The following is a 21,422-nucleotide window of genomic DNA, read 5'->3' on the forward strand; positions in this document are numbered from 1 at the left end:
ACATGGACGCAACCCTTCCCGACTATGACCGCAAGACCCTCACCCCCGGCATCGTCCATATCGGCCTGGGGAATTTCCACCGCGCCCATATGGCGGTCTATCTCGATGACCTTTTCGCCACTGGCGAAAGCCGGGACTGGGCCATCCTTGGCGCGGGCGTCCGCGCGCCCGATGCCGCGATGCGCGCGGCGCTCAAGGCGCAGGATTGTCTTTCAACCATCATCACGCTCGACCCCGCCGGCAAATCCGCCCGCCGTGTCGGCGCGATGATCGACTTCCTTCCGGTCGAGGCCGACAACAAAAGCCTTATCGCCGCCATGGCGCGGCCAGAGATTCGCATCGTGTCGCTGACCGTCACGGAAGGCGGCTATTTCATCAACCCCGCCACCGGCCAGTTCGACCCGACCGACCCTGCCATCCTGGCCGATGCCAAGGACCCCAAGACCACCGCCTTCGGCGCGATCGTCGCCGCGCTCAAGGCGCGCCGTGCCGCCGATATCCCGCCCTTCACCGTGATGTCCTGCGACAACCTGCCCGGCAACGGCCATGTCACCCAGGCCGCCGTGGTGGGCCTTGCCCGGTTGTCGGACCCGGCCCTGGCCGACTGGATCGCCGCCCATGTCGCCTTCCCCAATGGCATGGTCGACCGCATCACCCCCGCCACCGGCCCGCGCGAACGCGCGCTGGCCGAGGTCTTCGGCCTGAACGATCCGGTTCCCGTCACCTGCGAGCCGTTCCGGCAATGGGTGCTGGAAGACAATTTCCCGCAGGGCCGCCCCGCATTGGAAAAGGTCGGCGTCACCTTCACCCCGCATGTCCATGCCTATGAGATGATGAAGATCCGCATCCTCAACGGCGGCCACGCGACCATCGCCTATCCCGGCGGGCTCATGGGGGTGGAATATGTCCATCAGGCCATGGCCCATCCGCTGATCCTGGGCTTTCTGAACAAGGTCGAGACCGAGGAGATCATCCCCTATGTCCCGCCCGTTCCGGACACGGTCATCCCCGATTACTACAAGCTGATCGTCCAGCGCTTTTCCAACCCCGAGATCGCCGATACCGAACGGCGGCTTTGCCTGGACGGGTCGAATCGCCAGCCCAAGTTCATCGTGCCCTCGATCCGCGATGCGCTGGCGGCAGGGGGTAGCATCACCGGTCTCGCGCTGGTCTCGGCCCTGTGGTGCCGCTATTGCGCGGGCACGCAGGATGACGGCACCGAGATCCCGCCCAACGATCCGAACTGGGACATGTTGCAGCCGATGGCCCTTTCGGCGCGGGTCAAACCGCAGCTCTGGCTGGACGGGCTCCGCACCGTTTATGGCGAGGTCGCCGATGATCCGCGTTTCAGCGCCTCCTTCGCCACCGCCCTGCGTCAGTTGTGGGATCAGGGCACGGCGGCGACGCTGACCGCCTATATCAACGGCTAGCGCTCGATGCGCGTGCCCATGACCCGGCCGCGCCCGCCCGCCTTGGCGGCGTAAAGCATGATGTCGGCCTCGGCCAGCGCGGTGGCGGGGTCGGGGCCAAGCCCGGCCTGCACGATGGCAAAGCCCATGCTCGCGGAAATCTCGCAACGCTCCTCCTGAAAGGGAATGGGGTGCGAAAGCTGGGCGATGATCTTTTCTCCCAGCGCAATCAGTCGGTTGGGTTCAACCAATCCCGGCAGCACCATCATGAATTCATCGCCGCCCACCCGCGCCACGCAATCCATCACCCGGGCCTGTGCGCTCAGCACCTTGGCCACATGTTTCAGCACATGATCGCCCGCCGCATGGCCCAGCCGGTCATTCACCTGCTTGAAGTAATCCAGGTCGATCTGCATCAGGCTGAACGGCGCGCGCTCCCGGCACAGCCGGGTCAGGAAACTGTCGCAGGCACGGCGGTTGCGCAACCCCGTCAGAGGATCGGTCTGGGCCTCTTCCTGCGCCTGCAACCGGGCGCCGACCAGACGGCGGCTGAGTTCCCGCATCTCGCCGCGCACGGCGGTATTGGCCTCGACCAGATACAGCAACTCCATCGCCAGGTCGGTCGGGGCGAAATCCATATCGGTCAGCTGCAACTGGCCCACGGCGCGCGCCACGTCGATGCCGAAGGACAGGTTGACCAGATGACCGCCCGTCCCAAGCGGGGCGAGGATGCCGCGCAGCCGCAACCCCGCGGCGGCCCCGCGCGGCGAGAGGTGCAGCTTCTGCCCGGCCCGCGCCAACAGCGCGCCCATATCGCCTATCCAGCCCGGCCCCCGTATTTCGAAAAGGCCAAGGAACGGCTTGCCCAGAATCTGCTCGCCGGGAAAGATCTTGGCCAAGGTCGGCCCGGCGCCCCGAAGGATGCCCTCGGATGACAGGATGGCGTGCAGAGGCATGATGCGCGCCAGATCACCGGGCGAAAGACCAAGGCCCTCGACGCGTTCTTGGGGCGGCGGTGGCGTCACCGTCGCAGCCCCGAACAGATCTGCCAGATGTGCCGCCATCGCCGCTACCCCGCCGCCGATAGATCAAAGGGCCGCCCGGCCGCGAAACCGGCATCCAGCAGTCGCAGCGTCAGGATCACCGCCTGATCGTCGGCCCGCTCGGCCTCGATCGTGACCAGCGCGCCGTAATCGTCGGCCATGGCGCGCAGAATGCCCAGCATCAGGAAGCCCAGCTCGCCGCAATCGGTAGAACAGATCAGTCGGAACTGCCCTTCCCCCAGATCGGTCAGATGCAGAAGGGGCAGCTCGGCATCCGGCAGGGCAAGCCGCAGGCGTTCCGGCAATTCCTCAAGCGAGAACAGAAACTCGCTGAAACTCGTGCCCCCGAAGCGCAGCAGGCGGCGGGTGGCGGAATGACCTTCGTCAGTGACGACGAACGTGCCCAGATCCTCGAGTATCGCCGTGGCCGGGCGTCCGAGTTCGGCGCAGACCTTGGCCAGAAACGCGCGCAACGTGTGGTGTTCGTAGCGCAGAAGCGGTTCGAACCCTTCGGGCGCACCGGCAGCCGCCAAAGCCCGCACCAGAGGCTCGGGCCCGAAGGTGACGCAGACATAGTTCTGAAGGGCACGTAGGAACAGCCCGTACATCCTGGCTCCGCGGTTGATTCCCGGCAAAGCCTAAGGTGGAAGCGTTAACAAGGCGCTGTACCCCGCCGTGCCGGACATGCCCTCCGGCCGGACCCTGGTGCGAAGGTTAAGAAACACTTACGCCAGAATCGTAAGTCATTGATTTTCCTTGGCCTACCCTCTGTCCCACCGTGGGACATCGGCGCATGGTCTAGAAATCGGTCGGAGCCCCGCCCTCTTGCTTGCGGCGCGCGACGAAGCGGGTCAGCTCCTCCAGCGCGCCGCCGTCGATGGCCGGGGCCTCGAATTCGGCCAGGATCTGCTTGTAGATCCGATGCGCCCGCTCCGCCGTCCAGACCGAGCCGTCCAGCGCCCAGGCCTCATAATTGCGCCAATCGCTCGCGAAGGGCTGGTAGAACGCGTGCTGGTAACGGTCTTGGGTATGCTGGACCCCGAAGTAATGCCCGTTCGGTCCGACCTCGCGGATCGTGTCGATGGCGATGTCCTCGACATCGGTCGCAAAGGTCGCCTGCTCGAAATAGCGCTGGATCATCTGAAGGACTTCGCAGTCCATGACGAATTTCTCGGGGCTGGCGATCAGCCCGCCTTCCAGCCAGCCCGCCGCGTGATAGACCATGTTGGTCTGGCTCATCACCGCCGACCACAGGCTGTTCGAGGTCTCCCACATCGACTGCCCGTCGGGGATATTCGCGGCGCAGACGCCCGAGGCCCGCATCGGCACGCCATAGAAGCGCACCAATTGCCCGGTCATCTGCGTCGCCCGCATATATTCCGGGGTGCCAAAGGCGGGCGCGCCGGATTTCATGTCGACATTCGAGGTGAAGGTGCCGATCGCCACCGGGCAGCCGGGGTTGATATATTGCAAGAGCGCCACCGCGGCGAGTGCCTCGACGATCGACAGCGTCACCGCCCCCGCCATGGTCACCGGCGCCATGGCCCCGGCCAAAGTGAAGGGCGTGACAACCACGGGCTGCCCGCGCCGCGCCAGCCGCATCGCCCCGTCGAGCATGGGAAAATCATGCTTCAATGGGCTGACCGAGTTGATATTGGTATACATCCGGGGCTTGGCGTCGAATTCGTCATGGCTCAGCCCGCCTGCTAGGCGCACCATCTCCATCACGTCCTCCACCCGTTCCGCCCCCAGCGAATAGGCGTGGCAGACCTTGTCGGTCAGGACGAGCTTTTCATAAAGACAGTCGAGGTGGCGGATCGAGGGGTGGATATCCACCGGCTCGACCGGATAGCCGCCCGCGACATGGATACAGTTGAAATACTGCGTCAGCTTGATGAATTCCTTGAAGGTCTCGAAGTCGCCCGAGCGCTTGCCGCGCTCCAGATCCCAGGCATTGGGCGGCGACGAGACGTTCACGAACACCATATGCTTGCCGCCGATGGTGATCTCGCGCGCGGGATTGCGCGGGGTGATGGTGAATTCGGATGGCGCGTGGGAGAGCATCTCCATCACGAAATCCTCGTCCATGCGCACATTGGTTCCGTTCACCACGCAGCCGGCTTTCTTGAGGATCTCGACCGCTTCGGGATTGAGGAACTCGATGCCGATATCCGACAGGATCCGCATCGCGCCCTTGTGGATGCGCTGCACGCCGTCTTCGTCCAGCGGTTCGGTCGGCCGATCGGGATTGACCGGGATTCTCCAGGGCATCTGGTCGATCGCGGCACCGCCCGCGCGCACCTTCATTCCTGCCCGCCCCCCCGCGCGGCGCTTGCGGCCCGGCTCGTCGGTCATGGTCGCCCCCATAGCTGCTCAGTCGCCAATCTGGCCGAACCCGCCAGCGCAAGCGCACCCGTTCTACGACGTGAATATGTCGTTTTTGATCGGCGCTCGCGAATTAACGGGCGGAAAGCCCATCAAGCCAGGCCGGAAGCGCACCGATATCCGGCAGGACGACATCGGCATGCGGGGCCAGATCGGCTTCGGTCGCGATGCCGGTCAGCACGGCGATGGTGCGCATCCCGGCGGCACGGCCGGCTTCCAGATCATGACGGCTGTCCCCCACCATGAGCACCCGGGCCGGATCAAGGCCCTGTGTATCGGCGAAGGCCCGGCACATTCCGGGGCCGGGCTTTGGGCCATAGCCGGAATCGTAGCCGGCGATATAGTCGAAGAGCTGCGTCAGCCCGTTCGCCGCAAGATGGGCACGGGCCGGGACTTCGCTGTCATTGGTCGCGACGCCCAGCCGCAATCCGCGCGCGCGGAGCGCCGTCAGCAAGGGCACCAGCGGCACCGCCTCGGCCATGGCCACACCGGCGGCGGCGGCGTCGATCGCCTCGGTCAGTTCCGCCTGTTCGCGGCCGGGCAGATGGGGCAGCAGGGCTGCAGCGATATCGGCGGCGGTTGCCGCGATCACCACGCTGTCGGGGCGGAAGCTGCGCGCCTGCGGCAAGTACCCGATGGCATCGGCAAGGGCCGCGAAATGGGCCGGATCGCGGGCCAGGCCCGAGAGGAACAGGTCAGCCCAGCGTCCCCAACTTGCGCGAAAGTCGAAAAGCGTGCCGTCCTTGTCGAAGACGATTCCGTCGATCATGCCTGCCCCCATGCGCTGCCGCCCGCAGTCTTGCCGGGAGCCCGCCCGAAAGTCCATCACGTCCAGTTGGGCAATTGTCCCCCGGGCAAAGCCGCCCGCGCTTCGACCACGGTCAGGGGCGGCAGACCTGCCTCAGCGGCAAAGCCGGTCACCAGCGCATCATCGCTGAGCAGGTGATCAAGCACCGCGGCCAGAAAGACAGGATCGCCCGCACCCGCGCGCAATTCGGCGCCGCCTGCCCCTGTCGCCGCAAGGAAGGATGACAACAGATCCTCGCGCGCCAGAATGTAGGCCAAGGCCTCAAGTGCCAGGGCCTCAGCGGATTCTTGCCCAACCATGCTTATCCTCAACTATGAATCGCCTATCCGCCAAGTTTCGCGACAATGTCTAGATAAGACAGGCGGTTTATGAAAAGGTGGAAAGACTTTCTTAACCTTCTGAGTAAGAAAATGCACAGCATGTGACGGTGGGAGTCACCAGATCTCGGGTTGCGATGCACGGACGTATCCTCATTGTTGATGCTGCAGCGACAAACCGTGTGATCCACAAGGTTAAGCTCGCCAAAGCATTCTACGAGCCGATCCTCGCGGCCGACGGGGCGTCGTGCCTTGACCTGGCGCGCAGCGAACAACCCGACCTGATCCTGCTTGACCTCGCGTTGGCCGATCTGTCCGGCACCGACCTTCTGGCTCTCTTGCGCGGCGACCCCCTGACCCGGGCGATTCCGGTGATCGCCTTCGCGCCTCCCGGCGATCCGGCGGCACGCCTTGGCGCGCTGCGCCATGGCGCTGATGCAGTGATGAGCAAACCCATCGCCGAAGCCGTTCTTCTGGCGCGGATTCGCAATCTGATGCGCGGCCGGACCGATGCGCGCCGCGTCTCTGAAATGTGGGGGGAAAGCGCATCCGGGATCTTGGGCCTTGCGGAACCGGCCAGCGGCTTCGACACGATCGGATCGATCGGCCTGATCGCGGCAAGGCCGGAAACCGCCAACAGCTGGCGCCTTGCGCTGCAACGGCGCATGCGCGACCGGCTGAGCGTGCTGACACGCGAACAGGCCATGGCGCTCCAGCCCGGCGCGGATGAAGCGATTCCCGAAGTCTTCGTCATCGAATGCGATCTGGACGGCGCGGGTCTCGGCTTGCGGCTGATGTCCGCGCTCAAGACCCATGCCGGAACGCGGCAAAGCGCCTTTTGCATGATGGCCGAACGTGAGGATGGATCGGCAGCGGAAATGGCCTATGACCTTGGTGCCGACGACGTGGTTTCCACCGCCGCCCCCGAAGGCGAGCTGGAATTGCGTCTGCGTACCCTTTTGCGGCGCAAACGGCAGACCGACCGCACCCGCGCCACCTTGGAAGACGGGTTGCGCCTTGCGATGATTGACCCGCTGACCAGCACCTATAATCGTCGCTATGCCATGCCACGGCTTGCGGGCATCGCCGCGCAGGCTGAATCGGAAAACCTGCCCTTTGCGGTGATGATCGTCGATCTCGATCGGTTCAAGGGCGTGAACGACAGGTATGGCCATGCGGCGGGCGATGCGGTGCTGGTCGAGGTGGCCCGGCGCCTGGCCGAAAACCTGCGCATCAGCGATCTTCTGGCCCGGATTGGCGGAGAGGAGTTTCTCGTCGTCCTGCCCCAGACCGGGCTTTGCGATGCCGAACGCGTCGCGGAACGCCTGCGCCAGATCGTGGGCGAACAGCCCATCCGCCTGCCTGCTGGCGAAAACATCATCGTCACCGTATCGATCGGGGTGGCCGTGGGCCGTTTGGGCCAGACCGGCGACGGGGACCCGGCCACCGTGGTCGACCGCGCCGACCGGGCGCTGCTCCTGTCAAAATCGGGCGGTCGCAACCTGGTGACCTTCAGCCAGAGCGCAGCGTAAGGCACGACTGCGCCCCGGCTCAGTTCCCGTCCTTTTCCCGGTCGTGGTCCTTGCCCTTCCGGTCGTCCCGGCTGAGCGAGGCCTGCAAACGGTCGGCAAAGGCCGACCGCGCCTCGGGCGAAAGACTCACCAGATAGTTCGAAAAAATATCGCGGATCGAAGCAAGACGCTCGCTGTTGCGATCGGCGATGACCAGGATCGCCGCATCGACCGCCGCCGGATCGAAAGGCTCGGCCCGCAGCGCGTCAATCAAAGCGGCGAAATCGGCCTGCAGGGCCGCGCGACCCGCCTTCAGCTCGGGGAAACGGGCGAGGAAAGCCTTGCGCAGCGCGCGCCGGTCGTCCCGGTTCAGCGCATCACCCATGGGGCCAAGGCCCAGGTCCCGCCCCTCCATCCGCGGGGGTGGACCGCCATTCTTGACAAAGGCCCCCACGGCCAGTCCGGCAACGCCCAGGTTGATCGCCAGCGACACAACCAGAAGCGTCCTGACCCAGCCCCGCGTGCGCGGCGGCGCCGGGGGCAGCGGCACTCCGGCACCGGGCTTCATCTCGGCATCACTCATGGGCTTACCCCTCGCTCAGAAAGAAATCGACGCCGGGCAGAAACTGCACGTCCGACACTGCGACCCCGCCCAAACCGCCGGTCAGCCAGGTCAGGGTCGACGGATCGGCATACCCCAGCACAAGCCCGAAACAGGCCGCGCCACCCAGACCGGCCAGCGCGCCGCGTCCGCCGAACCCGTCGGCCAGGGTCGCGCGCAGCCTGGCAAGAAGGCCTTGCCGCGCCGGGCGGGCAGCGACCATCTGCGCCGCGCTGCTGCCGGGGGCCGGTTGTTCCGCCAAGGCATCCGCCAAGATGCGCGCCATCAGATCCGTGCCGGGCTGCGCGGGGGTGGCGCGCGCGCGGTCGAGAAGCCGGTCAAGATCGTCCATGTCCATCCGCGTCATCTCCCCTCATAACCCAGCACATCGCGCTGGTCTTGCAGCGCCGCAGCCAGCGCCCGCTTGCCCCTTGCAGTCAGGCTTTCCACCGCTTCGACCCCCACGCCCAGAATGGCCGCGATCTCGGGGTTTCCAAGCCCTTCCAGATGGCGCAGCACCACCGCTTCGCGCTGGCGGTCCGGCAAAGCCGCGAGCGCCCGGCCCAGCGCATCCATGCGCTGACCGTCGATCATCTGGGCCAGCGCCCCCGGCGCGGCATCCTCGGGCTCGGGGCCGGCGTCGAGCGGAAGGTGCCCACCGCCGCGGCGTCCCCTTGCCCGCAGCCGGTCGGTGACCAGATTGGTCACCACCCGGTAGAGCCAGGTCGAGACCTTGGCCTCGCCGCTGCGCCAGCCCGGCGCCGCGCGCCACAGGCGCAACATCGCCTCCTGCGCCACATCCTCGGCCTCGGCCCGGTCGCCCGCCAGAAGACGGCTGGCATAGGCCAAGACGCGCGGCACCAAACGCTCGGTCAGAAGACGCGCGGCAGTACGATTCCCCTGCGCATAGAGCGCCAGAAGATCGTCGTCCGAGGCCTCGGCCTGCCTGTCGCGCGGCATGGTCATCCTTTGCATCTAGCCCCATCCCTGAGCGATGCGCAAAGGGGAGTTCAGTTTTCCGCGCCCTGCGCATCGCCCTGACCCCACCACCAGCCGGGACCGCCATGGCCCTTGCCACGATGCTTCTCCATCCTGCCGGCCAGCTTTGTCATGGCCGCTTCGGCCTCGGCCTTGCTGATAGCGCCGTCCTTGTCGGAATCGGCCCGCGCGAACAGCTGCGCGCCCATGCCTTCGCCCGGCATCTCGCTTGCCGAGAGCTTTCCGTCGCCATTGCCATCCATCCGGTCGAGCATCCTGGCCGCCTGGTTCCCGGCCCGCGCCTGCATCTCCTGCAAGCGCAGCGCGGCCAGCTCGTCCTTGTCGATCGCGCCATCCCCGTTCGTGTCCGCCGCAGCAAAACGCGCCGCCCGGAAGGCGTCGATCTCGGCTTGGGTGAGCTTCCCATCCTTGTCGGCATCCATCGCGTCGAAACGCTGCATCAGCAGCGCTGCCCCTTCGCCCCGGCCGGGGCCGCGGTCGGCCATCGCAGCCGTTCCCAGCGCAACAAGCGCCACGGCGCCCAAGGCAAGGGCCGCTGCCATGCGACGATCCATCTGTCCAAACATCTGTGTCATCCTTCTGCCAGGGTCGGCGCTGCTCCGCCGCCCATCTGCCCTTGCAAACGACAGGGCTGGCCCATTCCGTCGCTGCCGCCGCCCGAATTTTCAGCAGGGCTCTTGCGACATCGGGACACAGCGCCGCTGAGCCCCTGTCAATCGCCACGCTCAGCGCTTATGTTCGGCCGGTACCACGACAGGCCCGTAGGCAGAGTTCCCCATGCAGAACCAGCACACCACCGCCACGCCCTCGACCGATGAGCGCCCCCTTTGGCCCGCCGTCGCGCGCGGCTGGCGCCAGCGTTGCCCCAATTGCGGCGCGGGTCCGATGATGCGGGCCTATCTCAAAGTGCGTGATACCTGCCCGGTCTGCAGCCAGGACCTGCACCACCACCGCGCCGATGATGGCCCGGCCTATCTGACGATCCTGATTGTCGGCCACTTGATGGCTCCGGTCATGCTGTTCCTGTTCACCCATTGGGAGCCCGATCCGCTGGTGACCGCCTCGATCCTGTCGGTCGGCTGCGCGGCCCTGTCCTTGTACCTTTTGCCTCGGCTGAAAGGTGCGCTGGTCGCCGTGCAATGGTCAAAGCGGATGCATGGTTTTGGGCATGAAAGCTCTGGCCAGCCCATTCCGGCCCATGATCTTGCCTGACAGCGACGCCGCGATCCGCGCCGCAGCGACGGTGATCCTCGCCCGCAGCCTGCCCGCAGGCGGTTCCGCCGTACTGATGGGTCAGCGCGGCGCCCAGGCCGCGTTCATGCCGTCGAAATATGTCTTCCCTGGCGGTGCGGTCGATCCCGGCGACCATTGGGCCGGGCCATTGCCGCTGGCACCTCAGTGCCAGAGCCGACTGTCCCAATCTGATACCGCACCCGAGGCGCTGGTCGCCGCCGCGCTGCGCGAGCTTGAGGAAGAAACCGGCCTGACCCTGCGCCCTGACGCGGCGCCCCTGCGCTTTGTCTTCCGTGCCATAACCCCACCCGGTCGCAGCCGCCGCTTCGACGCACGCTTCTTCCTTGCCGATGCGGCAGGTCTTGCCTGCGACCCGGATGACCTGACCCGCGCCGATGCTGAACTGTCGCATCTGCACTGGATCGGGCTGGCCGAGGCACGGGCGCTGGATCTGCCCTTCATCACCGAGGTCGTGCTGGCCGAAGTGACGAACCTTCTGGCGGGCGGCACCCAGCCCGGCGTGCCCTTCTTTGACAATTCGGGGTCACGCCCGATGTTCCGCCGGATCGACTGAGCCTATTCCGCCGCGTCCTGCAAGGGCCGCTCTTCCCCGCGCTGCACCGGCCAGACCGGATGCGGCACCGGATCCTTGGCGCGGAACAGGTGCTTGCGGAAGATTTCCAGATAGTTGCGGTAGAGATAGCCCTCGTTGCGCCGCAGGTAATGGTCGCGGTTCTGGCGGTACAGGGCGGGCAGCCGGTGCCAGGGCACCGCTGGATGCATGTGATGCACGACGTGGAAATTGTTGTTCAGGAACAGCAGCGCCAAAGGGCCGCGATCCTCGATGATCACAGTGCGGGCGCGGAACAGCTCATGCGCGCGATGTTCCAGAAAGGTGCGTATCTTCAGGATCGCCCCGGCCAGATAGGCCGCCAGCAGCCAGGCCCAGACCGGCATTCCCGCCAGGGACAGCCAGCCAATCACCAGCGCCAGCCCCAGCAGATGCAGCGCCCAGGCCCGCGCCACCCCCGGCACGCCGCGCCGGATCAGCGCCGCCTCCGTGCCAAGGAAGAAGCCGAAGCCCAGCAGCGGACCCAGGATCATCCGTCCCGCCAGCGTGTTGTTCACCCGCAGAACCGCCCGCATCGGTGCGGAGAGCCGCACCCAGATGTCAGGGTCAAGGTAGTTCGATTCCGGGTCATCATAGGGATCGGTGAGGATCGGGTCGTGGTGATGGGCCAGATGCGTGTCCTGAAAGCGCAGATAGGGATAGAAGAAGCCCAGGGCCGGAAAGGCGAGCGCATGGTTCAAGTGGCGGTTGGTGAAGGGATGGCCATGCAGCATCTCGTGCTGGAGAGAGCAGAACTGCGCGGCGGCAACGGCGGTGACGAGGATGGAAAGGCCGGGCGAGACAGCCCAAAACCACGAGGTCGCCAAAGCGAATAGGCCATAGGTCGCCGCCAGAAGCGCGAGCGTTGGCGCCTCATCCGACCATGAACCTGCGAGCAACCTGTAACGCATTGTCTTTCCCAACGAATTATTACGCATATGATAAGCCTTGCCGTGGCGGCTGGGAATTCGGAAGATACGCACCATAAAGGCAACATCGTTGACTAAAGTAACCATATGCCGGATATGATGGACAAGCGGGATAGGGCGGGTCTGTTCCGGCTGCGGCTGGCGCAGGCGATGGCAGAAAAGGGCGTCACCCAGGCGGCGCTGTCACGGGCCTGCGCGGTCGACCGATCAACCGTCTCGGCGCTTTTGGCACCTGGCAAGCGCCTGCCCAATGCCCAGCTTGTCGCCGATTGCGCCCTGGCACTGGGCGTGTCCTGCGACTGGCTTCTGGGCCTCTCGGCCCGGCCCGAACCGGTATCGAACCTGCTTGCCGCGTCACTCACCATGACCGAGGCGCCGCGCGCCCTGATCGACGAGACGATCTTCGGCTGGCACCGCGAGGCGGCGGGCTACAAGATCCGCCATGTCCCGGCCACCCTGCCCGACATGCTGAAGACCCGCGCCATGGTGGAATGGGAATATGCGCCGCAACTGGGCCGCAGCCCGGAACAGGCGCTGCGCGCCTTCGAGGACCGTCTGGCCTGGATGCGCGGGGCGCGGTCGGATTACGAGATCGCCCTGCCCCTTCATGAGATCGACAATCTGGCGACCGGCACCGGCTATTATCGCGGCCTGCCGCCCGAAGTGCGGCTTGGCCAGATCGACCGCATGGCCGATCTTTGCGACCAACTGTATCCGACGCTGCGCCTGTGCCTTTTCGATGCCCGCCGGGTGTTTTCAGCCCCGGTCACGGTCTTCGGCCCGCATCTTGCCGTTGTCTATCTGGGCCGCCACTACATCGCCTTTCGCGATGATGCCCGGGTCGAAGCTGTGAGCGAGCATTTCGACTGGCTGGTGCGCGAGGCGGAAATCGGCGCCCGCGATGCTGCTCGTCATTTGCGGTCGCTGAAGCTGAAGATCTAAGGATCACGTTGCAGGTGGCTGATTTTTCATTGAAAAATCGACATGCGCCTCAATAGGCGAAAAGCCGTCCCTTGGCATAACCGTTGAAGTCGAAGATCTCGGCCGCGGCCTTGAGCCGGTCCCCACCAATCTTGCCACGGTCAAGAATGAAACCGAAACTTCCATCTGGCGTGCCCACGGCGAGGGTACGGTAATCGGCATCGACCCAGATCACCCACCAGTCCGACATGCCAGGCAGGGTCAGGCGGCCCGGGCCGCTGGGCCGCAGCACGCCCGCGATGCGCCTTGGCTGACCATTGAGGCACAATTGTCCCTGCACGGTCAGCCCCGCGCCAGAGCGCGCGAAATGCAAGCCCCCCGGCGCGCAGCCCGGCCCCTTGCCGGATGAAAAACTTGCGACCTGGGTCCAGCTTCCCTCGATCTTCGTCGGCAAGAAGGCGGCCGAAGACCAGATCGGCGCATCGGCGCGGCGGAAGCCCGCTATCTGCGGCGGGGGCGTACAGGCGGCAAGCGCCAGCACCAGTGCCAGGATCAATCGATGCACAGGGTGGTCCTTCGTCCCATATCGTCCAGTATCTCGTTGCAGCCGAACAGTGGTTTGATGGGCGCGCAGGTGCCCGAGCGCGCCAGGCATTCGCCCTCGCATTGCTTGGCGTTTCGGCATTCCTTGCCCGAATCCCGCGTCTTGCTGACACAGGCAAATCCGCCCTTGCCCGCCTTGGACCAGAGGCCCTTCTTGCGCTCGCAGGCAATCTGGGCAGGCGATTTCGCCGCCTCGGGCACGGCAGGCGCGGCGACGGGCGCTTCCGGCGCGGCAGACAGGGCAGCGGCGGGCCTGGGCTTCGGGCGCGTGTCCCCTGCCGCGGGGGCTTTCGCCGACGCGGCGGCCGGCGTCACAGCCGCTTGGGCCGTCGGGTCTTCTTCTGCCTTTGCCGTGGTGGCCGAAGGGACGGCGTCCAGAGGCGTCACTTCGATGTCGCCACCGGTCACCGGGTTGGGAGCCGCGGTTTTTCCACCGCCCCCAGGCAGCACGCATCCCCCAAGGGCCAGCACGCCCGCAAGCGCGAGATATCGCAAGCCTCTCAGCACCATCGGTCCCGCAACCCCACCCCTTATCCCGAGCTTCTGACTGATAGCGAGCACTCCTTCAAGCGCTAGTAGGGCCGCGGATGCGCGCGATGCGCCTCGTCAAGCTCGACCAGCACTTCGGACGGCAGGACCATTCCTGCCGCGCCCAGCGTGACTTTCAACTGCGCCACCGAGGTTGCGCCCACGATCGGGATCGTTGTGAAGGGGCGCGAACGGCAAAAGGCGATGGCCATCTGACAGGGGTCAAGCCCATGCCGCGCGGCCACGCCCAGATAGGCCGCGACCGCCGGAAAGACCCGGGCTGTGATCCGGCCGCCCAGATTGGGCGTGAAACTACGCCTTGTGCCCTCGGGAGTCACATCACCCGCGTATTTTCCCGACAGAAGACCCGCCGCCAAGGGCGAGAAGGCCAGAAGCGGCATCTCCTCGATCATCGAGAATTCCGCCCAGTCGGTGTCGAACTGGCGGCAGAGCAGCGAATATTCGTTCTGTATCGAGGCCATGCGCGGCAGGCCCAGCGTATCGGCCAGATGCAGCCAGCGCGCCGCGCCCCAGACACTTTCGTTCGACAGACCGATGGCGCGGATCTTGCCTTCGTCCACCAGGGCGCGGGCCGTGGTCAGGATGTCGGTCATATGCGCCGTCTCGGCAGCCTTGTCGACGCCATGCGGGGCATAGGCCCAGGCCTGGCGAAAATGATAGCTGCCCCGGTTCGGCCAATGGAGCTGGTAGAGATCGACATAATCCGTGCCCAGCCGCCGCAGCGATCCTTCCAGCGCTGCGCGCAAAGTGCGCCCGGTGATCGGTTCGCCGCCGCGCACCACCTGCCCCTTGCCGGTCACTTTGGTCGCGATCACCAGCCGCGACCGTCCGCCCCGCGCTGCGAGCCATGAGCCGATGATCTCTTCGGTCCGGCCCACCGTCTCGGCCCGCACCGGATTGGTCGGGTACATCTCGGCCGTGTCCCAGAAGGTCACGCCCCGATCCAGCGCCAGATCGGCCTGCGCATGGCCCTCGGCTTCGGTGTTCTGGCTGCCCCAGGTCATGGTGCCCAGGCAAAGCTCGGACACGGTCAGGCCCGATTTTCCCAGCGGAATCATTTTCATCCTGCACCCCCTGCTTGACCACAGGCTAGCGCGCCCGGCGCAACAGGCAAGCGATGCGCATCCACGCACACGTTCCGGTGATGTCCATTGGCGCCCGCGACGGCGGCCCTGGCCCGTGCTAATCTGGCCGGACAGATGGAGATCGCGATGCGCTGGATTGCCCCTGCTGCGCTGATCCTTGGCCTGTCGCCCGCCGCCTTCGCGGCGCCGGTCGCCTATGATCTTCAGGCCGACCGCTCGACCGTGACCTATGAGACGGATTTCGGCACACAGGTCATTTCCGGCCATATCCCCATTGCCAGCGCCGATCTGGTTCTAGACCTCGACCGGCTGGCGAATTGCACCGTTGCGGTAGTGCTGAACGCCACCGGGGCCGATGCGAGCTTTCCCTTCGCCGCCGAGGCGATGAAGGGAAAGACCGTGCTGGATGCGAGTGACTTTCCGACCATCAGCTTCCACTCCAGCGCCGTGACCGCGGCAGGCGATGGCGCGTTGATTTCGGGCGCACTGACGATCCGGGGCGTGACGCGCAAGGTCACGCTGGATGCCGCAATCTTCCGGCAGCAAGGCACGCAGGCGGGCGATCTCTCTCATCTAACGGTGCGGCTGACGGGCAAGGTGAAGCGGTCGGATTTCGGCGCAACGGGCTTTGGCCAGCAGGTTGGCGACGAGGTGCGCATCATCATCACCGCCCGGATCGCCCGGCGCGAGTGAATCTGCGCGGACATCTGGTCCTCGCCACCGCTTTGCGCTATCCCGCCTCGGGCAATTCCGACAACTGCGGGCAAGACATGGCACGGATCCTGATCACCTCGGCCATTCCCTATATCAATGGCATCAAGCATCTGGGCAATCTGGTGGGCAGCCAGCTTCCAGCCGACCTTTTCGCACGCTACAAGCGGGCGCGGGGCGACGAGGTGATGTTCATCTGCGCGACCGACGAACATGGCACGCCAGCCGAGCTGGCGGCGGCCAAGGCTGGCAAGCCCGTGGCCGAATATTGCGCCGAGATGCATGAGGTCCAGTCCGAGTTGGCGCGCGGCTTCCGGCTGTCTTTCGACCATTTCGGCCGGTCCTCCAGCCTGCGCAACCACCGGCTGACCCAGCATTTCGCCGGGCGTCTGGACGAAGCCGGGCTGATCCGCGAAGTCAGCGAGAAGATGGTCTTTTCCATCGATGACAACCGATTCCTGCCCGACCGCTATATCGAGGGCACCTGCCCCAATTGCGGCTATGACTCGGCGCGCGGCGACCAATGCGACAATTGCACCAAGCAGCTGGACCCGACCGACCTGATCAACCCGCATTCCACCATTTCCGGCTCGACGAATCTGGAAGTGCGCGAGACCAAGCATCTGTACCTGATGCAGCGGTCGCTCAAGGACAAGCTGGAAGCCTGGATCGACAGCAAGACCGACTGGCCGGTCCTGACGACATCGATCGCGAAGAAATGGCTGAATGACGGGGACGGATTGCAGGATCGCGGCATCACCCGCGATCTGCATTGGGGCATCCCGGTGAAAAAGGGCGATCAGCCCTGGCCTGGGATGGAAGGCAAGGTCTTTTACGTCTGGTTCGATGCGCCGATCGAATATATCGCGGGCACCGCCGAATGGGCCGACGCCAATGGCCGCCCGGATGCCGATTGGGAACGCTGGTGGCGCACCGACAAGGGCGCGTCCGACGTCACCTATTTCCAGTTCATGGGCAAGGACAACGTCCCCTTCCACACCCTGTCGTTCCCGGCGACGATCCTTGGGTCGGGCGAGCCCTGGAAGCTGGTCGATTACCTCAAATCCTTCAACTACCTGAACTATGACGGCGGCCAGTTCTCGACCTCGCGCGGGCGCGGCGTGTTCATGGATCAGGCTCTGTCGATCCTGCCCGCCGATTACTGGCGCTGGTGGCTTCTGTCCCATGCGCCCGAAAGCGCCGACAGCGAGTTTACCTGGGAGAATTTCCAGGCCTCGGTGAACAAGGATCTGGCAGATGTCCTTGGCAATCTCGTCAGCCGCGTCACCAAATTCGCCCGGTCGAAATTCGGCGAGACGGTTCCGGCGGGCGGGGAATACGGTCCGATGGAACATGCGCTGATTGCCGATCTGGGCGCACGCATCCGCGAATATGAGCGGTTGATGGACGCGATCGAAGTGCGCAAGGCCGCGGCCGAGCTGCGCGCGATCTGGGTGGCGGGCAATGAATACCTGCAAGCCGCCGCCCCCTGGAGCGTGGTCAAGACCGATCCGGAACAGGCGCAGGCGATGGTGCGGCTGGGGCTGAACCTGATCCGGCTCTACGCCGTCCTGTCGCGGCCTTTCATCCCCGATGCCTCTGAGGCGATGATGGCGGCGATGGGCTGCACCGACTGGTCCTGGCCTGCGGATGTGCCTGCCGCCCTACGCCAGCTGGCCCCCGGCGCGGGCTTCTCTGTCCCCGAGAATCTGTTCCGCAAGATCACCGATGAGGAACGCGCCGAATGGCAGGCGCGCTTCGCCGGCATTCGCACCTGAGGCTTTCCGCCACGCTTTTGCGCGGCTCGACAACCCGAGATTGCGCCGAGGCCATGCAGGTGGGGATTTCCCCACCGCGTCGGCCGTCATGACGAGGTTTTTCATTTGAAAGCGGCATGGCACAAAGGCACATTGTGTTCACATCCGACCCATCAGCGATCACAGTTGTGCGATCAGGGGACGGGCGAAACATTAGATCCGGGAGAATCATATGAAACACTTTCTGACTGCTCTGACCCTTTCCGTCGCCATGCTGTCCGCCCCTGCGACCATGGCCGAGACCAAGGCCCCGAACGCCGCCGAACAGGCCGAGGCCCGCGCCACCCTGCAAACCGCCAATGCCGTGATCAATTATGGCCGCGCCAAGGGCGATGCTCTGGCCATGGTCACCGGCGTCGAGATGATGCTCTCGGCCGCCGAGGGCACCACCATCGAGGAAAAAGGCCAGACGCTTGATCTGGGCAAGATTCTCGACGAAGCGGCCGAACTGGGCAAGGACGATCCGATGATCGTCGCCAAGGTCGAAGAGCTGCGCGATGCCGCCGAAACCAAGACCCGGGGCGCCTGCTATTGGGAATACTGGTGCGACTGGTACGGCTACTGCGAATACTGGTACGTCTGCTACTGATCCCAGCAGGATCATGTGACGAAAGGGCCGGCCTGGACAACCAGGCCGGCCTTTTTCATTTCCGCCGCAACGCCCGATTGCTGCGGCGGCAGGATAATCTTCTTCGCAGCTGCAGAATACTCTCGGTTCATTGGCGCAAATCCGCCGAAACCACGGCGCGATGGGAAAATATTCCAGATACACGCAGAAGATGAGAAACCCGGTCACGACTTTGGGTGTTACGCTCTCGCCATCGGCACCGACTGACCCGAAGCTGCACAAGGGAGAGACTGATGTCCGACACCTACAGCCAGAGGCGCGCGCCGCGCCCCATGCTTGCAATCGTGCTGTTCATGGCCGTCTACGCGGCCGCTTTGGTGATCATGATAGCCCCGAAAGACATGCTTGGCACCGAGCCGGGCAGCAGCGTGGCGCTACAGGGCCCATAGGCCCTGGCTGAAAAGCCGAAGAGGGGATCGAAAAGAAAAGGGGCGGGCGCCACAGGCGCCCGCCCCTCTCCTTTCAGAAGCCTCTGATCAGGCGATCAGGTCGAAGCGGTCGGCATTCATGACCTTGGTCCAGGCGGCGATAAAATCGGCCAGGAATTTCTCGGTCGCATCATCTGCCGCATAGACCTCGGCATAGGCGCGCAGGATCGCGTTCGAACCGAAGACCAGGTCCATCCGCGTGGCGGTATACTTCACCGCGCCGGTCTTGCGGTTACGGATCTGGTAGCTGCCATCGCCCGCCGGGGCCCAAGTGTAGGCCATGTCGGTCAAGGTCACGAAGAAATCGGTCGTCAGCGCGCCCGGACGGTCGGTGAAGACGCCGTGCTTGGTGCCGCTATGATTGGTGGCCATGGCGCGCATGCCACCGACCAGAACCACCATCTCCGGCGCCGTCAGGCCCATGAGCTGGGTGCGGTCGAGCATCAGCTCTTCCGGGCTGACCACGTAATCCGCCTTGAGCCAGTTGCGATAGCCATCGGCCAGCGGCTCCAGCACGTCGAACGAGGCCGCGTCGGTCTGCGCATCGGTCGCATCGCCCCGGCCCGGCGCGAAAGGCACCGTCACCGCATGGCCCGCGGCCTTGGCTGCCATCTCGATCCCGACGCCGCCCGCCAGCACGATCACATCGGCCAGGCTTGCGCCTGCGGCCTTGGCGATCGGCTCCAGCACCGCCAAAACTTTGGCCAGACGGGCGGGCTCATTGCCTTCCCAGTCCTTCTGGGGCGCCAGACGGATGCGCGCGCCATTGGCCCCGCCCCGCATGTCGGACCCGCGATAGGTGCGGGCCGAATCCCAGGCGGTCGAGACCAGCTCGGCCACAGACAGGCCCGAAGCCGCGATCTTGGCCTTGACCGAGGCGACATCCCAGCCCGTCGCGCCCACGGGCACCGGGTCCTGCCAGACCAGATCCTCCGCCGGCACTTCCGGCCCGATGTAGCGGCATTTCGGCCCCATGTCGCGATGGGTCAGCTTGAACCAGGCGCGGGCGAAGGTTTCCTTGAAATAGGCCGGGTCCGCCATGAACTTCTGGCAGATCGCGTTGTAGACCGGGTCCATGCGCATCGCCATGTCGGCATCGGTCATCATCGGATTGCGGCGCTTGGTCGGGTCGCTCGCATCGCGCGGCTTGTCTTCTTCCCTGATGCTCACCGGCTCCCACTGGGTCGCGCCCGCGGGAGATTTGCGCAATTCCCATTCGTGGCCAAAGAGCATTTCGAAGAAGCCCATGTCGAACACGGTCGGGTTGGCGGTCCAGGCGCCTTCGATGCCCGAAGTCACCGCATTCGCGGCCTTGCCCTGTTGGTTGGGGTTGGCCCAGCCCATGCCCTGCGCCTCGACGCCAGCCGATTCCGGGTCGGCGCCCAGCGCCTTGGCGTCGCCATTGCCATGCGCCTTGCCGACGGTATGCCCGCCCGCCGTCAACGCGACGGTTTCCTCGTCGTCCATCGCCATGCGGGCAAAGGTCTCGCGGATCATCGCGGCGGTCTTGAGCGGGTCAGACTTGCCGTTCACCCCTTCCGGGTTCACATAGATCAGGCCCATCTGCACGGCGGCGAGCGGGTTTTCCAGCGTTGCGGGCTGGGCCACATCGCCATAGCGGCCGTCGGACGGCGCCAGCCACTCTTTCTCGGCGCCCCAATAGGTGTCTTTCTCGGGATGCCAGATGTCCTCGCGACCGAAACCGAAGCCAAAGGTCTTCAGGCCCATGGATTCATAGGCGACATTGCCCGCCAGGATGATCAGGTCGGCCCAGCTCAGCTTCGAGCCATATTTCTTCTTGATCGGCCACAGCAGACGACGCGCCTTGTCCAGCGAAACATTGTCCGGCCAGGAGTTCAGCGGCGCGAAGCGGATGTTGCCCGAACCGCCGCCGCCACGGCCATCGGCCAGACGGTAGCTGCCCGCCGAATGCCAGGCCATGCGGATCATCAGCCCGCCGTAATGGCCCCAATCGGCCGGCCACCAGTCCTGGCTGTCGGTCATCAGCGCGGTCAGGTCGGCCTTCACGGCGGCGTAGTCCAGGCCCTTCACCGCGTCGCGATAGCTGAACCCCTGAAGCGGGTTGGTCTTGCCATCATGCTGATGCAGGATGTCGAGGTTGAGCGCATTCGGCCACCAGTCGGTATTCGACTTCGAGGTCACCGTCAGCGCCCCATGCATCACCGGGCATTTGCCCCCACCGTTTCCGTCCATCTCGCTCTCCTGCATTGAAGGTTCGAACCGCGCCGGGCCGCTTGGGCCCGCTGCGATTCCCCATAGTCTGGAATGGTTCTAACAGGCGCGTATCATTGGATGAAGTCGCATTTCCTGATTGGTTCGATAAGTATTCCTGATCGAAAAAACCGCAGGTGTCAGAGCAGCAAAAAGGCCGTCACCCCGGGGCGGGCGACGGCCTCAGGGCCGGGTTGACCTTCTTCCGCACCTATCCGCGGCTGCAACCGGCGCGGGTCAACATATCCCGGACGATCAGCGGCGTCGCAGCGGTCTGGCTCGCCTGCGGTTCTTCGGTCGCGGTGGAAATCGCCTTGCGCACCTGCCGCGCCGTCAAGGCGAGGGGCCGCTTGCAGGGCGCGCCGCCAGCATCGACGACGGCCCCCACGGTTTCACCAACAACCGCAAGATAAGCGGTGAGCACCTGCTGCGCGGCTGTATCTGTGGATGCCTGATCCAGCATCTGGGCAAGCTGCGCGACCGAAATAGCGCCAGCATCCGTCGAAGCCTGTGCATTGGCAGCGGCGACCAGAACGAAGCACGACGCCCATCCGGCGATCGCGACGGGAAGGGTTCTAATAAGTGACATATGGCCTCCTGTTG

Annotated in this window: 24 protein-coding genes; 9 read left to right on the plus strand and 15 right to left on the minus strand. The window is 65.2% G+C overall.

All coding sequences use genetic code 11. The features are described 5' to 3' along the window. Positions 1-2: 2 nt before the first annotated feature. Positions 3-1,430, plus strand: coding sequence for a mannitol dehydrogenase family protein (locus tag ACED67_RS13750; protein ID WP_395542244.1), 1,428 nt, complete (start codon positions 3-5; stop codon positions 1,428-1,430). Here ACED67_RS13750 and ACED67_RS13755 read toward each other — a convergent pair. The 5 genes from ACED67_RS13755 to ACED67_RS13775 form a co-directional block, all read right to left on the minus strand. Beyond that, the gene (locus ACED67_RS13755; protein ID WP_395542245.1) at positions 1,427-2,473 is read right to left on the minus strand and encodes a GGDEF domain-containing protein; all 1,047 of its coding nucleotides are present in this window, start codon (positions 2,471-2,473) and stop codon (positions 1,427-1,429) included. The two genes, ACED67_RS13750 and ACED67_RS13755, sit on opposite strands and share 4 nt — an antisense overlap. A gap of 5 nt (positions 2,474-2,478) precedes the next feature. Next, a complete protein-coding gene (locus ACED67_RS13760; protein WP_395542246.1) occupies positions 2,479-3,060 on the minus strand; it encodes a heme NO-binding domain-containing protein in 582 nt (193 codons plus the stop codon). Positions 3,061-3,250: 190 nt separating this feature from the next. Next, positions 3,251-4,807, minus strand: a complete 1,557-nt coding sequence (locus ACED67_RS13765; RefSeq protein WP_395542247.1) for a trimethylamine methyltransferase family protein — start codon at positions 4,805-4,807, stop codon at positions 3,251-3,253. 103 nt (positions 4,808-4,910) lie between these two features. Continuing rightward, positions 4,911-5,606, minus strand: a complete 696-nt coding sequence (locus ACED67_RS13770) for an HAD family hydrolase (RefSeq protein ID WP_395542248.1) — start codon at positions 5,604-5,606, stop codon at positions 4,911-4,913. Positions 5,607-5,662: 56 nt separating this feature from the next. Beyond that, positions 5,663-5,944: a DUF3572 domain-containing protein gene (locus tag ACED67_RS13775; RefSeq protein WP_395542249.1), complete on the minus strand. Its 282-nt coding sequence runs from the start codon at positions 5,942-5,944 to the stop codon at positions 5,663-5,665. Between the two features lie 155 nt (positions 5,945-6,099). On the opposite strand from ACED67_RS13775, the gene ACED67_RS13780 reads away from it, so the two are divergent. Further along, positions 6,100-7,494 (plus strand): diguanylate cyclase, encoded by a 1,395-nt coding sequence (locus ACED67_RS13780; protein WP_395542250.1) that lies wholly within the window; start codon positions 6,100-6,102, stop codon positions 7,492-7,494. A 19-nt stretch (positions 7,495-7,513) separates the two neighbouring features. On the opposite strand, the gene ACED67_RS13785 is transcribed toward ACED67_RS13780, so the two are convergent. From ACED67_RS13785 to ACED67_RS13800, 4 genes are read right to left on the minus strand one after another with little or no spacing between them, the layout of a single operon-like run. After that, entirely contained in the window at positions 7,514-8,056 is a 543-nt protein-coding gene (locus tag ACED67_RS13785) for a periplasmic heavy metal sensor (protein WP_395542251.1), read from the minus strand. A gap of 4 nt (positions 8,057-8,060) precedes the next feature. Next, on the minus strand, positions 8,061-8,441 hold the full coding sequence (locus ACED67_RS13790; protein ID WP_395542252.1) for a dihydroorotate dehydrogenase: 381 nt from the start codon (positions 8,439-8,441) through the stop codon (positions 8,061-8,063). Beyond that, positions 8,438-9,040, minus strand: coding sequence for an RNA polymerase sigma factor (locus tag ACED67_RS13795; RefSeq protein ID WP_395542449.1), 603 nt, complete (start codon positions 9,038-9,040; stop codon positions 8,438-8,440). Before ACED67_RS13795 ends, ACED67_RS13790 begins: the two co-directional genes overlap by 4 nt. Before the next feature lie 44 nt (positions 9,041-9,084). Then, entirely contained in the window at positions 9,085-9,615 is a 531-nt protein-coding gene (locus tag ACED67_RS13800; protein ID WP_395542253.1) for an EF-hand domain-containing protein, read from the minus strand. Positions 9,616-9,850: 235 nt separating this feature from the next. On the opposite strand from ACED67_RS13800, the gene ACED67_RS13805 reads away from it, so the two are divergent. Together ACED67_RS13805 and ACED67_RS13810 are read left to right on the plus strand one after the other, a co-directional pair. Beyond that, positions 9,851-10,285, plus strand: coding sequence for a DUF983 domain-containing protein (locus ACED67_RS13805; RefSeq protein WP_395542254.1), 435 nt, complete (start codon positions 9,851-9,853; stop codon positions 10,283-10,285). Next, positions 10,242-10,880 (plus strand): NUDIX hydrolase, encoded by a 639-nt coding sequence (locus tag ACED67_RS13810; protein WP_395542255.1) that lies wholly within the window; start codon positions 10,242-10,244, stop codon positions 10,878-10,880. Before ACED67_RS13805 ends, ACED67_RS13810 begins: the two co-directional genes overlap by 44 nt. A 2-nt stretch (positions 10,881-10,882) precedes the next feature. Here the strand turns inward: ACED67_RS13810 and ACED67_RS13815 are convergent, their stop codons facing one another. Beyond that, positions 10,883-11,827, minus strand: coding sequence for a fatty acid desaturase (locus ACED67_RS13815; protein WP_395542256.1), 945 nt, complete (start codon positions 11,825-11,827; stop codon positions 10,883-10,885). Positions 11,828-11,932: 105 nt separating this feature from the next. Here ACED67_RS13815 and ACED67_RS13820 point away from each other — a divergent pair, with 105 nt between their 5' ends. Further along, the gene (locus tag ACED67_RS13820) at positions 11,933-12,787 is read left to right on the plus strand and encodes a helix-turn-helix domain-containing protein (protein WP_395542257.1); all 855 of its coding nucleotides are present in this window, start codon (positions 11,933-11,935) and stop codon (positions 12,785-12,787) included. Between the two features lie 49 nt (positions 12,788-12,836). On the opposite strand, the gene ACED67_RS13825 is transcribed toward ACED67_RS13820, so the two are convergent. The 3 genes from ACED67_RS13825 to ACED67_RS13835 form a co-directional block, all read right to left on the minus strand. Beyond that, positions 12,837-13,331 carry a lipocalin/fatty acid-binding family protein gene (locus tag ACED67_RS13825; RefSeq protein WP_395542258.1) on the minus strand — a complete coding sequence of 165 codons (495 nt, stop codon included), beginning with the start codon at positions 13,329-13,331 and terminating at the stop codon, positions 12,837-12,839. Further along, the gene (locus ACED67_RS13830; protein WP_395542259.1) at positions 13,319-13,777 is read right to left on the minus strand and encodes a hypothetical protein; all 459 of its coding nucleotides are present in this window, start codon (positions 13,775-13,777) and stop codon (positions 13,319-13,321) included. Before ACED67_RS13830 ends, ACED67_RS13825 begins: the two co-directional genes overlap by 13 nt. 164 nt (positions 13,778-13,941) lie before the next feature. Beyond that, positions 13,942-14,982 (minus strand): aldo/keto reductase, encoded by a 1,041-nt coding sequence (locus ACED67_RS13835; RefSeq protein ID WP_395542260.1) that lies wholly within the window; start codon positions 14,980-14,982, stop codon positions 13,942-13,944. 147 nt (positions 14,983-15,129) lie between these two features. Here ACED67_RS13835 and ACED67_RS13840 point away from each other — a divergent pair, with 147 nt between their 5' ends. From ACED67_RS13840 to ACED67_RS13855, 4 genes are all read left to right on the plus strand, one after another. Then, positions 15,130-15,696, plus strand: a complete 567-nt coding sequence (locus ACED67_RS13840) for a YceI family protein (protein ID WP_395542261.1) — start codon at positions 15,130-15,132, stop codon at positions 15,694-15,696. Between the two features lie 77 nt (positions 15,697-15,773). Then, on the plus strand, positions 15,774-17,492 hold the full coding sequence (gene metG, locus ACED67_RS13845) for a methionine--tRNA ligase (protein WP_395542450.1): 1,719 nt from the start codon (positions 15,774-15,776) through the stop codon (positions 17,490-17,492). A 211-nt stretch (positions 17,493-17,703) separates the two neighbouring features. Further along, the gene (locus tag ACED67_RS13850) at positions 17,704-18,120 is read left to right on the plus strand and encodes a hypothetical protein (RefSeq protein ID WP_395542262.1); all 417 of its coding nucleotides are present in this window, start codon (positions 17,704-17,706) and stop codon (positions 18,118-18,120) included. A 272-nt stretch (positions 18,121-18,392) separates the two neighbouring features. Continuing rightward, positions 18,393-18,548, plus strand: coding sequence for a hypothetical protein (locus tag ACED67_RS13855; RefSeq protein WP_395542263.1), 156 nt, complete (start codon positions 18,393-18,395; stop codon positions 18,546-18,548). Between the two features lie 87 nt (positions 18,549-18,635). On the opposite strand, the gene katG is transcribed toward ACED67_RS13855, so the two are convergent. Further along, positions 18,636-20,801 carry a catalase/peroxidase HPI gene (gene katG / locus ACED67_RS13860; RefSeq protein ID WP_395542264.1) on the minus strand — a complete coding sequence of 722 codons (2,166 nt, stop codon included), beginning with the start codon at positions 20,799-20,801 and terminating at the stop codon, positions 18,636-18,638. 229 nt (positions 20,802-21,030) lie between these two features. Next, complete coding sequence (locus ACED67_RS13865; RefSeq protein ID WP_395542265.1) at positions 21,031-21,408, minus strand: hypothetical protein; 378 nt, start codon at positions 21,406-21,408, stop codon at positions 21,031-21,033. Positions 21,409-21,422: the final 14 nt, after the last annotated feature.

Origin of the sequence: Neotabrizicola paludis, assembly GCF_044142105.1 — a bacterium.
Lineage (GTDB): Bacteria > Pseudomonadota > Alphaproteobacteria > Rhodobacterales > Rhodobacteraceae > Pseudogemmobacter.

Excerpts from the sequence above, each read along its gene's own strand:
- ACED67_RS13835 (WP_395542260.1), bottom strand. The coding sequence starts at position 14,982 with ATGAAAATGATTCCGCTGGGAAAATCGGGCCTGACCGTGTCCGAGCTT.
- ACED67_RS13820 (WP_395542257.1), top strand. The coding sequence starts at position 11,933 with ATGCCGGATATGATGGACAAGCGGGATAGGGCGGGTCTGTTCCGGCTG.
- katG (WP_395542264.1), bottom strand. The coding sequence starts at position 20,801 with ATGGACGGAAACGGTGGGGGCAAATGCCCGGTGATGCATGGGGCGCTG.
- ACED67_RS13850 (WP_395542262.1), top strand. The coding sequence starts at position 17,704 with ATGAAACACTTTCTGACTGCTCTGACCCTTTCCGTCGCCATGCTGTCC.
- ACED67_RS13750 (WP_395542244.1), top strand. The coding sequence starts at position 3 with ATGGACGCAACCCTTCCCGACTATGACCGCAAGACCCTCACCCCCGGC.
- ACED67_RS13795 (WP_395542449.1), bottom strand. The coding sequence starts at position 9,040 with ATGACCATGCCGCGCGACAGGCAGGCCGAGGCCTCGGACGACGATCTT.
- ACED67_RS13865 (WP_395542265.1), bottom strand. The coding sequence starts at position 21,408 with ATGTCACTTATTAGAACCCTTCCCGTCGCGATCGCCGGATGGGCGTCG.
- ACED67_RS13760 (WP_395542246.1), bottom strand. The coding sequence starts at position 3,060 with ATGTACGGGCTGTTCCTACGTGCCCTTCAGAACTATGTCTGCGTCACC.
- ACED67_RS13810 (WP_395542255.1), top strand. The coding sequence starts at position 10,242 with ATGAAAGCTCTGGCCAGCCCATTCCGGCCCATGATCTTGCCTGACAGC.
- ACED67_RS13790 (WP_395542252.1), bottom strand. The coding sequence starts at position 8,441 with ATGACGCGGATGGACATGGACGATCTTGACCGGCTTCTCGACCGCGCG.
- ACED67_RS13780 (WP_395542250.1), top strand. The coding sequence starts at position 6,100 with ATGCACGGACGTATCCTCATTGTTGATGCTGCAGCGACAAACCGTGTG.
- ACED67_RS13785 (WP_395542251.1), bottom strand. The coding sequence starts at position 8,056 with ATGAGTGATGCCGAGATGAAGCCCGGTGCCGGAGTGCCGCTGCCCCCG.
- ACED67_RS13805 (WP_395542254.1), top strand. The coding sequence starts at position 9,851 with ATGCAGAACCAGCACACCACCGCCACGCCCTCGACCGATGAGCGCCCC.
- ACED67_RS13770 (WP_395542248.1), bottom strand. The coding sequence starts at position 5,606 with ATGATCGACGGAATCGTCTTCGACAAGGACGGCACGCTTTTCGACTTT.
- ACED67_RS13755 (WP_395542245.1), bottom strand. The coding sequence starts at position 2,473 with ATGGCGGCACATCTGGCAGATCTGTTCGGGGCTGCGACGGTGACGCCA.
- metG (WP_395542450.1), top strand. The coding sequence starts at position 15,774 with ATGGCACGGATCCTGATCACCTCGGCCATTCCCTATATCAATGGCATC.
- ACED67_RS13855 (WP_395542263.1), top strand. The coding sequence starts at position 18,393 with ATGTCCGACACCTACAGCCAGAGGCGCGCGCCGCGCCCCATGCTTGCA.
- ACED67_RS13775 (WP_395542249.1), bottom strand. The coding sequence starts at position 5,944 with ATGGTTGGGCAAGAATCCGCTGAGGCCCTGGCACTTGAGGCCTTGGCC.
- ACED67_RS13765 (WP_395542247.1), bottom strand. The coding sequence starts at position 4,807 with ATGACCGACGAGCCGGGCCGCAAGCGCCGCGCGGGGGGGCGGGCAGGA.
- ACED67_RS13815 (WP_395542256.1), bottom strand. The coding sequence starts at position 11,827 with ATGCGTTACAGGTTGCTCGCAGGTTCATGGTCGGATGAGGCGCCAACG.
- ACED67_RS13840 (WP_395542261.1), top strand. The coding sequence starts at position 15,130 with ATGCGCTGGATTGCCCCTGCTGCGCTGATCCTTGGCCTGTCGCCCGCC.
- ACED67_RS13800 (WP_395542253.1), bottom strand. The coding sequence starts at position 9,615 with ATGGCAGCGGCCCTTGCCTTGGGCGCCGTGGCGCTTGTTGCGCTGGGA.